Source organism: Pseudoalteromonas sp. GB56, from assembly GCF_054923835.1.
In genome coordinates, this window is the sequence record NZ_JBPCHK010000001.1 from 2,187,430 (window position 1) to 2,203,131 (window position 15,702).

Annotated in this window: 16 protein-coding genes, 3 tRNA genes and 2 pseudogenes; 13 read left to right on the forward strand and 8 right to left on the reverse strand. The window is 43.4% G+C overall.

The window, feature by feature from the left end; translation table 11 throughout:
- Window positions 1-2: 2 nt before the first annotated feature.
- Window positions 3-93 (reverse strand) — tRNA-Ser (locus tag ACH19P_RS10335).
- 223 nt (window positions 94-316) lie between these two features.
- On the opposite strand from ACH19P_RS10335, the gene ACH19P_RS10340 reads away from it, so the two are divergent.
- The 5 genes from ACH19P_RS10340 to ACH19P_RS10360 are packed head-to-tail and all read left to right on the forward strand — an operon-like array spanning window position 317 to window position 2,339.
- A complete protein-coding gene (locus tag ACH19P_RS10340; RefSeq protein ID WP_462158476.1) occupies window positions 317-982 on the forward strand; it encodes a Bax inhibitor-1/YccA family protein in 666 nt (221 codons plus the stop codon).
- 55 nt (window positions 983-1,037) lie between these two features.
- Window positions 1,038-1,391 carry a sulfurtransferase complex subunit TusD gene (tusD, locus tag ACH19P_RS10345; protein ID WP_462158477.1) on the forward strand — a complete coding sequence of 118 codons (354 nt, stop codon included), beginning with the start codon at window positions 1,038-1,040 and terminating at the stop codon, window positions 1,389-1,391.
- On the forward strand, window positions 1,388-1,744 hold the full coding sequence (tusC, locus tag ACH19P_RS10350; protein ID WP_462158478.1) for a sulfurtransferase complex subunit TusC: 357 nt from the start codon (window positions 1,388-1,390) through the stop codon (window positions 1,742-1,744). The genes tusD and tusC overlap by 4 nt, the downstream gene beginning before the upstream one ends.
- Before the next feature lie 2 nt (window positions 1,745-1,746).
- Window positions 1,747-2,010 carry a DsrH/TusB family sulfur relay protein gene (locus ACH19P_RS10355; RefSeq protein WP_462158479.1) on the forward strand — a complete coding sequence of 88 codons (264 nt, stop codon included), beginning with the start codon at window positions 1,747-1,749 and terminating at the stop codon, window positions 2,008-2,010.
- A complete protein-coding gene (locus ACH19P_RS10360; RefSeq protein WP_462158480.1) occupies window positions 2,010-2,339 on the forward strand; it encodes a TusE/DsrC/DsvC family sulfur relay protein in 330 nt (109 codons plus the stop codon). Before ACH19P_RS10355 ends, ACH19P_RS10360 begins: the two co-directional genes overlap by 1 nt.
- Before the next feature lie 44 nt (window positions 2,340-2,383).
- Here ACH19P_RS10360 and ACH19P_RS10365 read toward each other — a convergent pair.
- Window positions 2,384-3,602 (reverse strand): annotated as a pseudogene (locus ACH19P_RS10365) (amidohydrolase family protein).
- 11 nt (window positions 3,603-3,613) lie between these two features.
- Window positions 3,614-4,996, reverse strand: coding sequence for an amidohydrolase (locus tag ACH19P_RS10370; protein ID WP_462158481.1), 1,383 nt, complete (start codon window positions 4,994-4,996; stop codon window positions 3,614-3,616).
- 398 nt (window positions 4,997-5,394) lie between these two features.
- On the opposite strand from ACH19P_RS10370, the gene ACH19P_RS10375 reads away from it, so the two are divergent.
- Together ACH19P_RS10375 and ACH19P_RS10380 are read left to right on the forward strand one after the other, a co-directional pair.
- Window positions 5,395-5,757: a DUF3718 domain-containing protein gene (locus ACH19P_RS10375; RefSeq protein ID WP_462158482.1), complete on the forward strand. Its 363-nt coding sequence runs from the start codon at window positions 5,395-5,397 to the stop codon at window positions 5,755-5,757.
- A gap of 513 nt (window positions 5,758-6,270) precedes the next feature.
- Window positions 6,271-6,630 (forward strand): DUF3718 domain-containing protein, encoded by a 360-nt coding sequence (locus ACH19P_RS10380; protein ID WP_462158483.1) that lies wholly within the window; start codon window positions 6,271-6,273, stop codon window positions 6,628-6,630.
- Window positions 6,631-6,674: 44 nt separating this feature from the next.
- Here the strand turns inward: ACH19P_RS10380 and ACH19P_RS10385 are convergent, their stop codons facing one another.
- On the reverse strand, window positions 6,675-7,355 hold the full coding sequence (locus tag ACH19P_RS10385) for a DUF445 domain-containing protein (RefSeq protein ID WP_462158484.1): 681 nt from the start codon (window positions 7,353-7,355) through the stop codon (window positions 6,675-6,677).
- A 135-nt stretch (window positions 7,356-7,490) separates the two neighbouring features.
- Between ACH19P_RS10385 and ACH19P_RS10390 the strand changes: the two genes are divergently transcribed.
- Together ACH19P_RS10390 and ACH19P_RS10395 are read left to right on the forward strand one after the other, a co-directional pair.
- A complete protein-coding gene (locus ACH19P_RS10390; protein WP_462159343.1) occupies window positions 7,491-8,360 on the forward strand; it encodes a fructosamine kinase family protein in 870 nt (289 codons plus the stop codon).
- A 128-nt stretch (window positions 8,361-8,488) separates the two neighbouring features.
- The gene (locus ACH19P_RS10395; protein WP_347389257.1) at window positions 8,489-8,692 is read left to right on the forward strand and encodes a CPXCG motif-containing cysteine-rich protein; all 204 of its coding nucleotides are present in this window, start codon (window positions 8,489-8,491) and stop codon (window positions 8,690-8,692) included.
- Here the strand turns inward: ACH19P_RS10395 and ACH19P_RS10400 are convergent.
- Window positions 8,689-9,320, reverse strand: a pseudogene (locus ACH19P_RS10400) (riboflavin synthase subunit alpha). The gene ACH19P_RS10395 and the pseudogene ACH19P_RS10400 sit on opposite strands and share 4 nt — an antisense overlap.
- 70 nt (window positions 9,321-9,390) lie before the next feature.
- On the opposite strand from ACH19P_RS10400, the gene ACH19P_RS10405 reads away from it, so the two are divergent.
- From ACH19P_RS10405 to ACH19P_RS10420, 4 genes are all read left to right on the forward strand, one after another.
- Window positions 9,391-10,743, forward strand: a complete 1,353-nt coding sequence (locus ACH19P_RS10405) for an MATE family efflux transporter (RefSeq protein ID WP_462158485.1) — start codon at window positions 9,391-9,393, stop codon at window positions 10,741-10,743.
- Window positions 10,718-11,740 (forward strand): DUF3080 family protein, encoded by a 1,023-nt coding sequence (locus tag ACH19P_RS10410; protein WP_462158486.1) that lies wholly within the window; start codon window positions 10,718-10,720, stop codon window positions 11,738-11,740. Before ACH19P_RS10405 ends, ACH19P_RS10410 begins: the two co-directional genes overlap by 26 nt.
- Before the next feature lie 113 nt (window positions 11,741-11,853).
- A tRNA-Val gene (locus ACH19P_RS10415) sits at window positions 11,854-11,930 on the forward strand.
- Between the two features lie 150 nt (window positions 11,931-12,080).
- Window positions 12,081-12,157, forward strand: a tRNA-Val gene (locus ACH19P_RS10420).
- Window positions 12,158-12,215: 58 nt separating this feature from the next.
- Here the strand turns inward: ACH19P_RS10420 and ACH19P_RS10425 are convergent.
- The 3 genes from ACH19P_RS10425 to ACH19P_RS10435 all read right to left on the reverse strand — a co-directional run bounded on the left by ACH19P_RS10425 (window position 12,216) and on the right by ACH19P_RS10435 (window position 15,613).
- Window positions 12,216-12,773 carry an LPXTG cell wall anchor domain-containing protein gene (locus ACH19P_RS10425; protein ID WP_462158487.1) on the reverse strand — a complete coding sequence of 186 codons (558 nt, stop codon included), beginning with the start codon at window positions 12,771-12,773 and terminating at the stop codon, window positions 12,216-12,218.
- Between the two features lie 17 nt (window positions 12,774-12,790).
- Entirely contained in the window at window positions 12,791-13,441 is a 651-nt protein-coding gene (locus tag ACH19P_RS10430; RefSeq protein ID WP_462158488.1) for a class D sortase, read from the reverse strand.
- A gap of 144 nt (window positions 13,442-13,585) precedes the next feature.
- Window positions 13,586-15,613 (reverse strand): methyl-accepting chemotaxis protein, encoded by a 2,028-nt coding sequence (locus ACH19P_RS10435; protein WP_462158489.1) that lies wholly within the window; start codon window positions 15,611-15,613, stop codon window positions 13,586-13,588.
- Window positions 15,614-15,702: the final 89 nt, after the last annotated feature.

Consider the following 15,702-nt stretch of genomic DNA (forward strand, 5'->3'; position numbering starts at 1 on the left):
AGTGGCGGAGAGATAGGGATTTGAACCCTAGATACGCTATTAACGTATGCCGGTTTTCAAGACCGGTGCTTTCAACCGCTCAGCCATCTCTCCGCAGCGGGGCGAATATTAGATAAATGAATTGCATTTGTGAAGCGTTATTTTTATTTTTTTGTTTAAACGCCTAATTTTTGACTATTTTGTTCAAATTAGAATCGATTAGGGCTAATTACAGCGTATTGAATCGTAAAGGTTTGCCCATATTAATGAGACTTGGTAGTCTTGAACTTGGATGCAATGTGCATCTGAGGATTGATTAATATTAAGGAGTTTAACAATGGCGTTTAATAACTCGTACAGCACGGCGCAGCCGGTGATGTCGACCATTGAGACTAATAAGGTTTTAAAGAACACTTACTTTTTACTCGCGATGACATTGGCATTCAGTGCGGTTACTGCGGGTATTTCCATGGCGCTTAACCCTCCGTACTTCACGGGCCTTATATGTACTCTTATCGCTTTTGGCATGTTGTTTGTCATTAACAAGAAGGCCGAGACTTCTGCAGGCGTTTTATTAGTGTTTGCGTTTACTGGCATATTGGGTTTTGGCCTAGGCCCATTGTTGAACCACTACGCAGCGATGCCAAATGGCCCAATGCTTATAATGCAAGCTCTTGGCTCAACAGCCCTTATCTTCTTTGGTTTATCTGCGTACGCACTAACGACTAAGAAAGATTTCTCATTCATGGGCGGCTTCCTAACGGTTGGCCTAATCGTTGTAATCATTGCGAGTGTAGTGAACATTTTCATCGGCAGCTCGTTGATGATGACCGTGATCAATGCCGCTGTTGTGCTGATTATGTCTGGACTAATTCTGTTTGACACAAGCCGTATCATCAATGGTGGTGAAACAAACTATGTGCGCGCAACTGTGTCTTTGTATTTGAACGTGTATAACTTATTCACGTCACTACTACACTTACTTGGCGCAGCGGATGACTAATTAGCAAAATTTGTTAGAATGAGCCCCATTAACTGGGGCTTTTTTTGGACTAAATTTGGCCAGCTTTGTACTTTCCTTACATTCAGCGGCGAGTGACACTTGCACACTCGAAGCTTTACAACGCTTCGCCCATGCGGCGATTGCAAACGGACATGAAATAAAATGCGTGTTTCTCTATCAGAACGGTGTTTATCATGCCCTTTCAGACTTTGACCTTGCCAGCGATGAATTTAATCCTGCACTGGTGTGGCAAACGCTTTTTGACTTAAACATCCCAGTACATGTATGTGTAACGGCGGCGAGCAAACGCGGTGTTGAGGTGCGTGAAGGTAGTCGGTTTACTGTTTCTGGACTAGCTGAATTCGCGATGGAAGCAGCGCAAGTTGACAGGTGGATTCAATTCAAATGAAGCATATCCTCGTCATAAGCAAAAACGCCCCCTATGCAGGCCAAAGTCTACGTGAATCACTTGATTTGGTGTTAATATTTGCGGCCATTGACCAACAGGTTACTTGGTTGCTTGAAGAGGACGCAGTGTATGCCTTGGCTCCTGATCAACAACCAAAAATTGTTGCCCACAAAGATTTTACCAAGGCCATCAACATGCTAGAAATATACGACGTGGAAGATGTGTATGTATGCGAGAAATCATTAACGGCGCGTGGACTATCACTGAATACCTTGAGTATTGACACCCACGGCGCTGATTCGCAGCAAATTCAAACCTTGATTCACCAAGCAGATCATGTGGTGGTACTGTAATTATGAGTACTTTATTCATTGTAAGCACAGCCAATGCCTCAACATCCGCATTGCTGAGTAGGTTAAACGATGCTGACGCAGTCTTGTTACGGGGTGATGGCTGTTTTTCTTGGGCCGCATTTGCTCAGTTGCAACACCCTTTGTACGCGCTTGAACGAGACATGCAAGCCCGCGGACTCAGTGAGCATTCAAGCAAAGCCATGCTCATTAGCGACAGTCAATGGGTTGAATTGACCCTACAGTTTTCTAAATGTGTGAGTGAGTAATGATTGAATTCAATGGTCAACAACTAGAGACTGATAAAGAGGGCTATCTCTTAGATAGTAACCAATGGTGCAAAGAATTAGCACCTATTATTGCTGCAGGTGAGAACATTACGTTGACAGACCCACATTGGGAAGTCGTGATGTTTGTGCGTGATTTTTATGAAGAATTTGAAACTAGCCCAGCAATTCGCATGCTTGTTAAAGCCATGGCCAAGAAACTGGGGGAAGACAAAGGCAACAGCAAATATTTGTATAAACTGTTTCCCAAAGGACCTGCGAAACAAGCAACAAAGATTGCGGGCTTACCTAAACCGGCTCGCTGCATCTAGCATTAAAAAAGGCGCCAATCGGCGCCTTTTTTAGTTATCCACGACTATTTATTATATGCACGCGGCATATCTGATTCAGCCATGTATCGATCGCGTAGTTTGTCTTGACGAGATTCAGTGGAAACCTCTACACCGTCAATCCATACTTTTTCTAACTTAGTGCTGTATTCAAACGGGTCTGCGCTCCACAGTACGATGTCCGCTGGTTTACCTACGCTAATAGAACCCGCATCGATGTTAAATGCATCGGCGACATTGCTGCTGATAGCGGCAAGTGCACCTTCAGGGCTCATACCGTAAGACACCGCGTTACCAGCGTCATAACGTAATTGGTATAGGTTATGAGCACTGTCGCCAGCGATCGTCAGAATTACTTTCACGCCAGCTTTTTCAAGCTTACCTGGGTTGTCTAAACTCGCATGCATAGAGTCAAAGCTACCTGGCAAGTTGTCCATGGCGCTTATCACAACTGGCGTATTGCTTGCTGCAAGTTCATCGGCAATCAACACGGCATCTTGAGCACGAGCAAACACCATATTAAGGTCATACTTAGCTTTTACTTTTAACAGCTCGAGCATGTCTGCGGCGCGAGAAACACTGATCAGAAGTGGAATTTCTTTTGCAAATACGCCATCGAGGATCTCTACTTCAGGCTTTTTCACTTCTTTATCTTTCTTTTCACGGTTTTTGTGATCTTTCAAGCTTTTGAATTAAATCCTGCAAAGAAAGTGCGCGTGAACCTTTGTCTTTAGCGCCAAGATCAACCACTAAGGCGACCTGCTTTTGTGAAACGCTATCAAACTCACCACTTAGCGATACCACAGACGCTAAGCCATCAAAAATACCTTCACTGCCACTTGGTACGATAACATCGCGCGTGACACCGCCTTTACGAGCGTAAGGAATGAGTGAAGAGCGTGGGTTGAACGCCAAGCTTGGGTCAAAAGTAATGGATGCTTTTTTATCGGCGCCATCACGCGAGTCAGATACCGCACCAACTTCAACCAAACCAATTTGGTTTAACGAACCAATAAAGCCAGGTGTTAATACTTTTCCAGATGCATCGATTGTGACATCTGCGGTAATTTCTTGTGGATTAATAGCCGCAATTTTACCGTCTTTAATCACCACTGACGCATTCGTTAAAGTGCCCTGCTCCGTCGCTGTATGTACAGTAGCGTTAGTAATTGCCAGTGTTTGCGCAAATACTGATGAGCTCATCGCCAATGCTGTGGCAACAGAAGTTAACGTAAACAATTTCATTATAATTCTCCTTAACGTTGGCCTAGCATAAAGTCACTTTGAGCTTGGAATTTCTCATCGTTACGGTCATACACTTTCGCACCGTCTACGAATACCTGCTCTGCTTTTGCATAAACGCTAAAAGGACTGGTGTTCCAAATTACAATGTCTGCTTGCTTATTTGAGGCGAGTGAACCCGTTTTATCATCGATACCCAGCGATTTCGCTGCATTTGATGTGATCCACTTAATGGCATGCGCTTCGTTGATATCAAAACCATTTTCATTGGCGCGATACATCACTTTCGCTGCCTCTTGGTTCAAACGCTGAATAGTTGTATCAGAGTCTGAGTGCACGATTGCACAAGAATTTTTCACTGCGTCGACAATGGCTACGTTCTCTTGAACCATATCATAGGCTTCCATTTTAAAGCCCCACCAATCTGGCCATAGCGCAGCACAGTTACCATTTTCACCTAACATGTCAGCAATCTTGTAGGCTTCAATACCGTGATGGAAAGTACCTGCGTGGTAACCGAACTCTTTTGATAGGTCGATCATCATTGCCATTTCTTCGGCTTTATAACAGTGATTGTGAATAAGAATTTCACCATCAAGCACACCACGCAAGGTGTCTAACATCAAGTCACGCTCTGGCGCATCGACATTTTTACCCGCTGCGTAGTTTGCATCATATTGTTCCCAAGCACGCTTGTACTCCGTCGCGTCGATCCACGCATTACGGTAACCGGCCATGTTACCCATGCGAGTTGAGGGTAAAACACCTTTGCTGCCATATACACGCTTAGGGTTTTCACCACACGCCATTTTCAAGCCGTAGGGCGCATCTGGGAATTTCATCGCTTGCATTGTGTGCGCAGGAACATTTTTCAACGTCACACCACGACCACCAATTAAGTTGGCTGAACCAGGTAGAATTTGTAGTGTCGTAATACCACCTTCACGGGCACGGTTAAAACCAGGGTCTTGTGGCCAAATTGAGTGTTCAACCCACACTTCAGCGGTTACTGGGCTGGTCATCTCGTTGCCGTCTTGGTGAGACGCAACTGAAGGACTTGGATACGCGCCTAAGTGCGAGTGAACATCGATGATACCGGGGGTGATCCACTTGCCTTGCGCATCAATGGTGACGTCGGCACTTACTTGTAGGTCTTGACCGACTTGCTTGATTTTACCGTCGACGACATATACATCGCCGTTTTCAATACGTTCACCGTCACCCGTTAGTACAGTTGCATTTGTGAACAACGTAGACTGGTTCGGCATGGGTTGATAAGTACTTGGGTATGGGTTTTTCTTGATTGTTACGTGTTCGCCTTGAGGACCTTCTTGTTGGCACCCCGTTAGCGCAATAGCCAAGGCTATTACACTAAGGCTTGATGTTGTTTTTAGCATTGTTTGCATCACTCCTTTTTTTGTCTACTTTATCTAATCCCTAAAACAATTGCGATGAAAATAGGTTAATACACGGTAAATCAGGATAGATGGGAACAAGTACTCGGTAGCCAGCATGGTGAGTAACATTTGGAGCGATTAAAGCGGCAAATGTTACCCTGCGGTGAATAACGTTCAAACTAAAGAGGTACAAGTATTAAAATTCAAAATATTTCGCACGTCTTTTGGGTATTTATGTGAACAATTGCTGGCTATTTAATGAGCGAAATAAGTAACTTGAGGAAATGAGTTCACAATTGAAATAGCTTCTTACATTTAGAATTATTCTATTCATTCTATAACAACAAATAGCGTACATACTTAGACAGCACCCAACGCACCGTAAAGGAGAATACCCCATGAAACGCACAACTCTGTTAGGCTCTGCTGGCGCTGTTATCTTAGGCGCACTATCTATGAGTGCATCAGCTCAGTCGAATTTTATTGCTGCGGATGATTCCATTGGCACACAAATTTGCATGGCAATTACAAAAGATAGCCCACTCAAATTAAGAAACGAAATGAAGAATCATCATGTGAGAAAAACTGTCGTAGTGAACAAATTACAATGCAATGATCTCACTGTTCGTCAGTTCGCTAGCCTATATGGATTTGACCGAACTTTGAAAGGGTTAGGTATGACCCCATTAACTGAAACATCTATCCATGACTTAGCAAAAGTACATGGCGATACACTCACTGTTGTTTCAGGTTCACATTAACTTCGAATAACGCGCAGACACACTATCCTGCAAAAATTCAATACGCGGCGCCTCTGCTAAGATAGCACGGGCGCCGCGTCTTTTTTTATAAATGATGTGTTTCGTTGTCCCATCGATTTAGTCCCCTTTGTCAGTCCTCGAAACACGGTAATTAAAAATCAAAAGCACCATTTACAGTTATCAATGCTAAAAAACATTAAGTTCACCGTGAGAACACTTCACTTTATTTGGTTTTTAAACACCTAACTGGTGTTACTGTTCAGACATATTTGTACATAAGTCGTACATCAGCCAAGCGATTGAAATGCGCCAAGCGTGGAGGTAGAAAACACGTCAAAAAAAATCGTCTTTTTGTAACTGAAATGTAGATTAAATTCATTTAAAAACAATATGATATAAATAATATACACAGCTGAAATAGCCGTTTACATTTAGAATTACTCTGTTCATTCAATGACAAAAGACTTTGTGCATACTTAGTTGGCACCCAACGCACCGACAAGGAAAATTCGTATGAAACGCACAACATTGTTAAGTTCAGCTGCCATCCTTATGTTAGGTTCTTTATCAGTACCTGCATCAGCACAAACCGAGTTTGTGGCGACAAACAATTCAATTGGTACACAACTCTGTATGGCTGTGAGCACCAACAACCGCCATGAACTGTCAAAAGTCATGAATGAAAACGGCATAAGCGCAAAAGTCTTTCAACGTAAACTACAGTGTAATTCGTTGAGCGTGAGAGAATTTGCAAGCCTGTACGGTTTCGATCGCAGCTTACAAACTCTGCGAATGACCCCCCTAACTCAAACCTCAATTCATGACCTCGCGATGGTTCATGGAACAAAGTTGACGACGGTAACAGGGTCATAACTATTGTACATCCAAACAAAGAGCCCGCGCATGCGGGCTTTTTATTAAATAAAGTGTGCTAAAGCTCCAAATACCCCACCGAAAATGCCCCCCCAAACTACAAGCCAGCCTAAGTGCTTTCTGATCATGGTTTGGATGATTTCCTTTACTAATTTCGGTGTCAGTTCCGCTAATCGCTCATCAACAAGGGATAGCACCTGCTCCTGTAGAGATTCGCTTTGGCTTAGATGTTGAGCTAGCAAAGTTTGCGTATGTTCATTGGCGATAATGTCGTTCATGGCTAGACGCATTTTATGCGCAAAGGGTTCACGCATCGGCTCAAGTGCTGCGGAGCCACCAAACATTGCGAGCATCGAACCAAATTGAGACTGCTCGATGACATCGACTAAACGGTCAAATGCAGGCGACATGTCTAGTTGATCAATAACAGGCTCAAAATTGATATGCGCTTGGGCATTCCCTACTCTCGCTAAATTTTCCGGTGTTAAAAACTGACTCGTAATTAACTCCTTTATACCGTGTTTGAATGCTTCAAATTTTAACTGCACCACACCAGAACCATATAAAAAAGGTACCTTCTCAAATAACATATGGATGGCCAGCCAGTTCGTTAACGCACCTGAGAGCGCAAACAAACCCACGCTTGTAAGTAGAGGAAATTGTAAAAACCAGCCCACTAAGGTGCACACCATAGCTAAACTAGACGTAATACCACTCATATTCACTATGTAAAACTCCAGCTTTTCAATTAACTAAGCACATATTTTAGCGCTAATACCTGCTGCGACAATCAATATTTTGCAGTGATAAATAACTTTGCCATACTTGTTGTACCTATGAGTTATCTATGTATTGTTGTTATGTGGAATATCGTCGCACAATCTTTGAGCAATGCTCTCAATACGCCTTTCGAGATTAAAGATAAGCAACAACTCAGTAATTCATCCGCGGATCATCTCTTTAAGATATCTGACGGAGTGCAAAATTTCTTTGTCAAAGTTTCACCTATCGCCGCTTTAGAAAGGCTCGAATGTGAGGCGCACGATCTCGCATTGCTTACTAAAGAAAGCCTATTTATGGTGCCGGACTGCATATTAACGGGCACAACTTTGGACTACAGTTTCAATGTCTTGGAGTGGCTAGAGTTCGATGATAACGCTGAGAATGATTGGGCGAAGATGGGAGAGTACCTTGCTTTTATGCATCTTAAACATGAACAAGGCATGTTCGGAAACGAGCAAGATAACTTTATAGGGCTGACTGCACAACCCAATCAATGGCATAAAAAATGGGATGTATTTTTCAGTGAAGACAGGATTGGTTGGCAACTCCAACTTTTGCACGAAAAAGGATTTCATTTGTGCGATATTGATGCGTGTGTCGAGTTCGTTAAAGAAGCTTTACATCACCACCACTTAAAACCGAGCCTATTACATGGTGACTTATGGCGCGGTAATCTGGGATTTCATCAAGGCGTTCCCTGTGTATATGACCCGGCCTGTTATTATGGTGACCGTGAAGCTGACATCGCTATGACCAAACTCTTTGGCGCCCTTCCAACGCGGTTCTATGAAGCTTATGAAGCTCATTATCCTCTGCAGCATGGTTATGAAATTCGCGAATCAATCTATAATCTCTACCATGTTTTGAATCATGCCAACATTTTCGCTGGTCACTATCTTACCCAAGCGAAGGAGTCGATAGACATCATGATGCGTGAAATAGCTTAATTGCGTTGGCAGAGCCGTGACGAAATTTCACGCCCAAAAGAACCTAAAACAGAAACAAATTAATCGCTGAATCAGTTAAACGTAACTATACTCTAAGGGATGTCATTTGATTGTCATACGAGGTAGTTATGAAAGACTACAGTCTACAAAGAATTCTTTGCCCTCACTGCGGCCACCATACATTTGTTGATGTTGATACAAGTTCAGGCGACCAAGATTATTATGAGGACTGCTCAGCGTGTTGTAATCCTATCCACGTCAATATGCATATCGACCGAGCACTTAACACTGTACAATTGCGAATTGACGCAGACGACGAACAGATTTTTTAAACACGGCCATTTTGCTGCATGTAACGTTGTACAGTTTGCACTATGGTGTAGGTTTGTTGGTCTACTTCAATATTGAATTGAGAACCTAACTGAGCTTGTCCTATGTTCGTAATTGATAGGGTTTCTGGGATCAGGTGTAACCAAAACCCTTGTTCGGTCAACTCCCCAACAGTCAAACTGGCACCATTTACGCTCACAAAACCTTTGTACAAAACATAGTCTCGCCATTTTTCTGGTAAGCTTAGATGAATCCGACAATTGTCTTGTTCGTCAATTCGTTGCAACACTTGGCTCACGCAATGAATATGTCCAGAAACGATATGCCCCCCAATTCAGTACCAAAGGTAACTGAACGTTCAAAATTGACCGCATGACCGGCCTCTAACTGACCCAAATTGGTCAGGGCTAACGTTTCGTCGATTACATCAAAATGCACTTGCCCAACCACATCACTAACTGAACTCTCGACTTTCACAACAGTGAGACAACAGCCATTAATTGCAATGCTCGCTCCTAAGTCCAAATGCTGTAAATAGTCTTTGTTCACGGAGATAACCAAACGCTTGACCCCCTCAACCATTTTCATCGCCACCACATGCGCCTGACATTGGACAATACCTGTAAACATCGCATTTCCTTTTTATGTTGGAACCAACAAGATAGAATAGCTGTTTATCTTATCTGATGTTTTAGAGCATATGAAGTTTTGTTCTTGGGAAGCGAGTCGCCTTTTGCGTTTGGCTGCGCCCGTATTTTTTGCGCAAGTCACACTGGTATTGATGTCCGTTGTTGACACTATCATGGCTGGGCAAGTAAGCGCTGTCGATTTAGCCGCATTGTCTATCGCAACTGGCCTATGGAATCCAGTGGTGTTTGCATTACTCGGTATTCTCACAGCCGTCACCTCATTAGTTGCGCACAGTTTTGGCGCAAAACAAGAGCATGAAATTCGCAGCCACTTTCAACAAGGCTGCTACCTCGCTTTAATTCTATTGACCGCTGGATTTGTCCTGGCACAATTTGCGGACGTTGTAATTGATTATTTAGACACAACCAAACACGTCAAATCACTTGCCCTGGACTACATTGGATATGTCCAGTTTGGTCTTCCTGGCTTTATCATTTACACCCTACTGCGTAATGTCGCGGAGGGTAAAGCCTACACGACTCCCGCACTGTATATATCAGTGATAGGTTTATTAGTTAACATCCCTGCGAACTATATTTTCATTTACGGAAAGTTTGGCGTAGAACCTTTAGGTGGTGCCGGTTGTGGTGTTGCTACAGCATTAGTTATGAGCGCAATGGGGCTGTCACTGTTCATCTATAGTTGGTTTAGCAAGCGTTTAAATGGTAAAGACTTATTTAGCCGCTTTTCGCACCCACAAGTCAAAGCAATTGGGGTACAAATAAGACTCGGTGTGCCTATTTCATTGGCGATATTTTTTGAGGTTACCTTATTTGCCTGTATCCCGTTGTTTATCGCAACGCTCGGGCCCATAGCTGTTGCCGGGCACCAGGTAGCCGCTTCAGTGACCACGGTATTATTTATGTTGCCCTATAGCCTTTCAATGGCCGTAGCGATTCGCTTTGGTAATTTGTACGGGCAACAAGATTTTATCGCCTTGCGACGTTGCTTAGGTACCAGCTTCGTGCTTGCCATTGCAATTGCTGTGTTCGTCGCGATAATTACCTATTTATTTAGGTATCAAATAAGTGGCTTATACAGTGATAACCCAGAAGTTATCGCCCTCGCGACCAGTATTATGGTACTCGCATGTTTCTATCAATTACCTGATGCCTTGCAAGTAGTAAGCAGCGGCATGTTACGTGGCATAAAACATACGGCTCCTATTTCTTATATTACCTTTATCTCATACTGGCTTATTGGCTTTGCTTTGGGCTACGTTTTGGGCAGAACCAATCTCATAGTCGAGCCTATGGGCCCTCAGGGTTTTTGGCTTGGTATCATAGTTGGACTATCCTGTGCAGCAGTGATGTTAATTTTCACGCTACGGAGAAGACTTGCTCAAGCCCCTTTTAATTTTTAGCCTTGTGACTTTTGCAGTAGGTTGCGCTGAGCAACCTGCTGAGGTTCATCACGAGTATCGCTATAGACTGGCAAAATTTTTAGCTATCAATACATCTTCAAACATTCAACTCGAGCCTTGGCCGCAATTTGAATACGGAGAAATAGCGCCGGCGAGTACAATTAACCTTATTCAACTTGGCCAGCTCAATCACTGCCAACTCGCTGGACACATTGCATCGCATAACAACCAACTCGGTAAAGTAGCGACACCCAGTGAGCTATTTAAATATCAGATTCGCTTTATCCAACTTGTAGAGCCCTGTCTACAGCATCCAAAAACTCGCCATTTAAATGATGAATTAAAGCGCACTTTGTCCGCTGCAAAAAAGCAAAAAATGCGTATGGCACAGCATTATTTTAACAATATGCTTGCGCGCGAGGCTGAACTGGCAAGATTGACTACGCTCTCTGCAATTCAGTTAAATTTTGAAGATCAAACTGGAAAAGTACAAAGCAAAGAAGGACTAGCCACTTTAGCAAACATTGCTCAAGCTATCAGCGAACAAAGATTTAATGACATTAACCCCAGTGTAGTGACTGATGCCTTGTCTTTACTAAACAACAACGACTATGTGCGTAAATTAATCACCTCAAGTAGAGTCCAGATCGCGCTAAACAATGCGTTAACCAATGAATTAGACACAATAAATATTGGCGAGCAAATTTGTCCTCCGAAACGGGCCAGTAGTGAGACGACCATACTGCATAACATTTTTAATATGTTTTATATTGAACAGCTGCAACCTTATCAGGCCCATTTGGCTGGTGATTTACAAGAATTCACTCCGCTATTTGCTAAGATATGGCAATTTATGCCTGACTCGAATAATCCGAAAAGCTACTTGATTGGCACAGGCCATCATATGGCCCTGTTAGCGCAGTTGAAAGTCGCTAGCAAAAGCCACGTGCTTTGGTGGCAAAATTTCTACAAACAGTGCGATATAAAACCTGTGTGAGTAAAAAAAAAGCAAACAATCATGAAATTAGCTAATTGGGCTTGCTAAGGGTTTAGTCTCACTATATATTACACGGCGTTGTTAAGGAGCAATTTGCGCCTTGATAATTCAGTACGACCGTAGCTCAGTTGGTTAGAGCACCACCTTGACATGGTGGGGGTCGGTGGTTCGAATCCACTCGGTCGTACCAATTCTTAAAAATACATCTCGTATTCTGTACGACCGTAGCTCAGTTGGGCGAGGTTGAACCGAAGCAACGCTTCGCAGTCTACCGAGGTGGAGGCAGGACGCCGACAGGATATTGCTTCATGGATGAATTTAAGAAAAAGAAAAACTCAGTACGACCGTAGCTCAGTTGGTTAGAGCACCACCTTGACATGGTGGGGGTCGGTGGTTCGAATCCACTCGGTCGTACCAAACTTCTCCCAATAAAAAGGGCCCTTAGCGAGCCCGTATTAGTCTTTTAATATAGAAATTACTCTTCTTTTCTTCTTCGCATAAACATAAACATTGCGAGTAATAACGCAATGGCACCAGCGATACCCGCATAGTGGATATTCGATGCAGTTTTAGGCAAAGCAGGCTCTTCTTCCACTTCAACAATCGCAATCTCAACAACTTCTTCTGGCTCTTCAACACTCACAAAAGCCCAGCGATCGCTTGGAATATACACCGAAATATCTTGGTAAGGCGCCAATTCATTCCACGAAATTGTGTCACCACTGTTGGTTTTGACTGATAAATTGTCGCCGCCTTTAACATGGTGGATTGGCCCCAAACTGTCATCGCTCATACGCAATTGAAGGCGTACTGAATCAAGGGTGTCTTTTTTACCTATACGAGCAACAACTTCTGTATAGTACATCCCATTACGTTCAACAACAGCGCGACAGGCATCAGCAATTTCAGGGAAATTGTCTGTCACAGCTTCAGCGTAAACTACATCACTACAACCTTGCTCTGCTGCGTACGCAGCCCCTTGAGACATCAAAATCGCTGCGCCAAGCGCTGCGGCTTTCATATATTTTCTCATCTTACTCTCCTTGAGTATTAACTATGGTTTTTACGTGCGGTTACTACAAATCTGTATGGTGCATTACCCACAAAGTAAAATGGGTAACACGTAATGAGTGTCAGTTGCTTATCTCTGCTGTGTGCCAAAACTGAAGTGTCTTGTGGCTCAACGACTTGCATATTGGTTACGGTATATTGTTCAAGACCTGAGTTAGTAGTGACAGATACGATGTCACCCTTGCGGATATCTTTAAGCGGTCTAAACCATGAGTCTCGATGCGCTGCAATCGCGATATTCCCATTCGGGTCGGTGACTTCAGCAGTCGATGGTAACCAACCCGCGCCGATGTCTAACTGAGCTTCCGATGTACCAGTAAACACCGGCACCTCCAGTTGTAGTCTGGGGACTGCTATGAGCGCGAGAGGAATTTGTGTTTTTTCGGCGTTGTTGTAATCAGCCAATGCTTCTTTTGACCACAAAGTGACGGTGGATGGTAGCTCAGGAGTATATTCAATTTGTGCTGTTAATGAGTTAGCCTGAGACGTGATATTGCGTTGCTCAAATGACTTAATCGCGTTGTCTGCTCTAACGTTGTTAGCCCACAATGTCGATGAGTAATACAACAAACTAGAAACGGCGAAGAACCATAATAACCCCTCAATTAATGCATACGCATGCTTCTTCACGCTTGTCCTCGAAATAGTTAAAGTTTCTGATTTATATCCAGATTTAAATTTAGTACCAATGTAGGGAAAGTCAAACTAAACGAGGGGGTAATAAAATACATGGGAAATTGAGAAATAAGCCCCTCATATAGAGGGGCTGTAGGACTAAAGTTTGAACTGGCTCACCGTCGCATTCAGTGATGTTGCCAACGCGTTCAGATCGCTGGCTTCTTTAGCAAGCACATCTGCGTGATTGGCTGTGCTATTGACCAATTCATTGATTGCGTTAAGGCTGGTATTAATGTCCTCAGCAACAATGCTTTGTTGTTCTGTGCTAGTAGCAATTTGGTGACTTTGGTCAAGTACATTGGTCACTGAATCGCTGATCTGCTGCAATGATTCCATTACCGCTTCAGTTTGAGTTACTGAACTTTGAGCCTGCGATTGACCTTGCTGCATCATGTCTGATGCTTGCTCCGCAATTCTTTGCAGATTATCGATCATGGTGCGAATATCGTCTGTGGATTCTTGTGTTCTGCTTGCAAGCGACCTCACTTCATCGGCTACGACAGCAAATCCGCGGCCTTGCTCACCTGCCCTTGCAGCTTCAATTGCTGCATTGAGCGCCAATAAATTTGTTTGCTCAGCAATGCCATTAATTACATCAATTACCGCACCTATATTGTTTGTTTCTTGAGCCAACCCTGTTACTACCTGCGCCGCTTCACCGATATGTGCAGCAAGCTCACCCATCACGATTTGTGATTCGCTCGATTGCATCCTGCCCTGTTCACTGATTGTTTGTACAGAGCCTGCGGCATCATTGGTATGCTGTGCATTTCGTGAGATTTCAGTGACCGTTGAGGCCATTTCCGTAACGGCGGTGCTGACGCTATCAACTTGCATTTTTTCCTTTTGAATTTCGCTGTTCGTCTCGCTCGAAACTTGTTGTAAGTAACTCGCAGCTTCGCTTAATTGTTTCGCTTGTTCTGCAGTTTTCAACATCAAAGTGCGCAGCTTTTCGATAAAGGTATTAACGTGCTGGGCAAGCTGGCCGACTTCATCATTACTGTGAATCTCAATTCTGCGAGTCAAATCACCTTCACCAGAAGCAATGTCTCGCATTATATGCGTCAACGATGTGATAGGTTTGGCAACTAGATGCGTAACCCAAAAAATCATTGCAACAATAATGGCGAGAATAAGGATTACAGCCAAAGACGCACTCATCACAGCATCATTGACTGGTTGTTCAATTAGACTCACGGGAATGAGTACACCTAAGTGCCAGTCAATCATCGGTTTGTCTAAGTTAAGCGCATTGAATACCACATAGTAATCCTGGCCTTTTAAAGTCACTTTACTAATGCCTTCGGCCTGACTCGAGATAGCCTGATTTAATTCGCCAAATCCGGCAGTATCTTTGAACTGTTGTTCCAATGCACTGAGGTTATCTTTACCACCGCCTTCATCGGTAATAGATAAAGTATGACCAGTGGACTTAGATAGGTGGACAACATTCAAATCACTGTCAAGCAAAAAGCCGTAACCTTGGCCTTGGAAGGTAATATTCTCCACCATGTCCTTTATGGCGTTAATTTGTAGGTCTACGCCGCCAACACCGACAAGTTGGCGCTGGTCGTTGTACACTGGTTGCTGTACCACCGCAGAGACATCGCCTGTGCTGATATCAACTGAAATCGCACCAACATAAAGCTGACCTTTAGTCATGGCATCTTGCCACCAAGGACGCTCGTACGCGTAATATGGCTTGCCGTCAGCATAGGTAGATGTTCGTTCATTTTCTTTGAAATATTCACCGGTTTTAGCCGACGCAAAAAATGCCGACAAAATATTACTGTCTTTGGAACTGATGCGCTCAAAGTCTTTATTAATTAACCCGTAATCTGCTTGTGCGCTTAAGTTGGTGCCACGTTGGTCATAGTTTTCAAAGAAGGCAATGAGTGATGGGTTAGTAATGTATGTTTCGACCACGCGACCATATTGAGAAAAGAAAGATTGCATAGACAATCGTTCAGCTTCCAAATAGTTTTGCGCTTCTCTCTCTATACTGTTTCGAGATAAGTCTGCGATATTATTTATGAAAAATGCCGCTACTACGACCATTAAAAGACTAAGGGTACCGCCGATGAGAAGCAGTATCTTCTTACGTAAAGAGAGATTATTAAACATATTCAACCCATTGTTATTATTTTAACTTGTATCAAAACACATCCAAAACGCGGGTGCTACCGTTATGAGATACAAAACTGAACAAGCGA

Excerpts from the sequence above, each read along its gene's own strand:
- ACH19P_RS10380 (WP_462158483.1), top strand. The coding sequence starts at position 6,271 with ATGAAACGCACAACATTGTTAAGTTCAGCTGCCATCCTTATGTTAGGT.
- ACH19P_RS10340 (WP_462158476.1), top strand. The coding sequence starts at position 317 with ATGGCGTTTAATAACTCGTACAGCACGGCGCAGCCGGTGATGTCGACC.
- ACH19P_RS10390 (WP_462159343.1), top strand. The coding sequence starts at position 7,491 with ATGTGGAATATCGTCGCACAATCTTTGAGCAATGCTCTCAATACGCCT.
- ACH19P_RS10370 (WP_462158481.1), bottom strand. The coding sequence starts at position 4,996 with ATGCTAAAAACAACATCAAGCCTTAGTGTAATAGCCTTGGCTATTGCG.
- ACH19P_RS10360 (WP_462158480.1), top strand. The coding sequence starts at position 2,010 with ATGATTGAATTCAATGGTCAACAACTAGAGACTGATAAAGAGGGCTAT.
- ACH19P_RS10375 (WP_462158482.1), top strand. The coding sequence starts at position 5,395 with ATGAAACGCACAACTCTGTTAGGCTCTGCTGGCGCTGTTATCTTAGGC.
- tusC (WP_462158478.1), top strand. The coding sequence starts at position 1,388 with ATGAAGCATATCCTCGTCATAAGCAAAAACGCCCCCTATGCAGGCCAA.
- ACH19P_RS10355 (WP_462158479.1), top strand. The coding sequence starts at position 1,747 with ATGAGTACTTTATTCATTGTAAGCACAGCCAATGCCTCAACATCCGCA.
- ACH19P_RS10395 (WP_347389257.1), top strand. The coding sequence starts at position 8,489 with ATGAAAGACTACAGTCTACAAAGAATTCTTTGCCCTCACTGCGGCCAC.
- ACH19P_RS10435 (WP_462158489.1), bottom strand. The coding sequence starts at position 15,613 with ATGTTTAATAATCTCTCTTTACGTAAGAAGATACTGCTTCTCATCGGC.
- ACH19P_RS10405 (WP_462158485.1), top strand. The coding sequence starts at position 9,391 with ATGAAGTTTTGTTCTTGGGAAGCGAGTCGCCTTTTGCGTTTGGCTGCG.
- ACH19P_RS10425 (WP_462158487.1), bottom strand. The coding sequence starts at position 12,773 with ATGAGAAAATATATGAAAGCCGCAGCGCTTGGCGCAGCGATTTTGATG.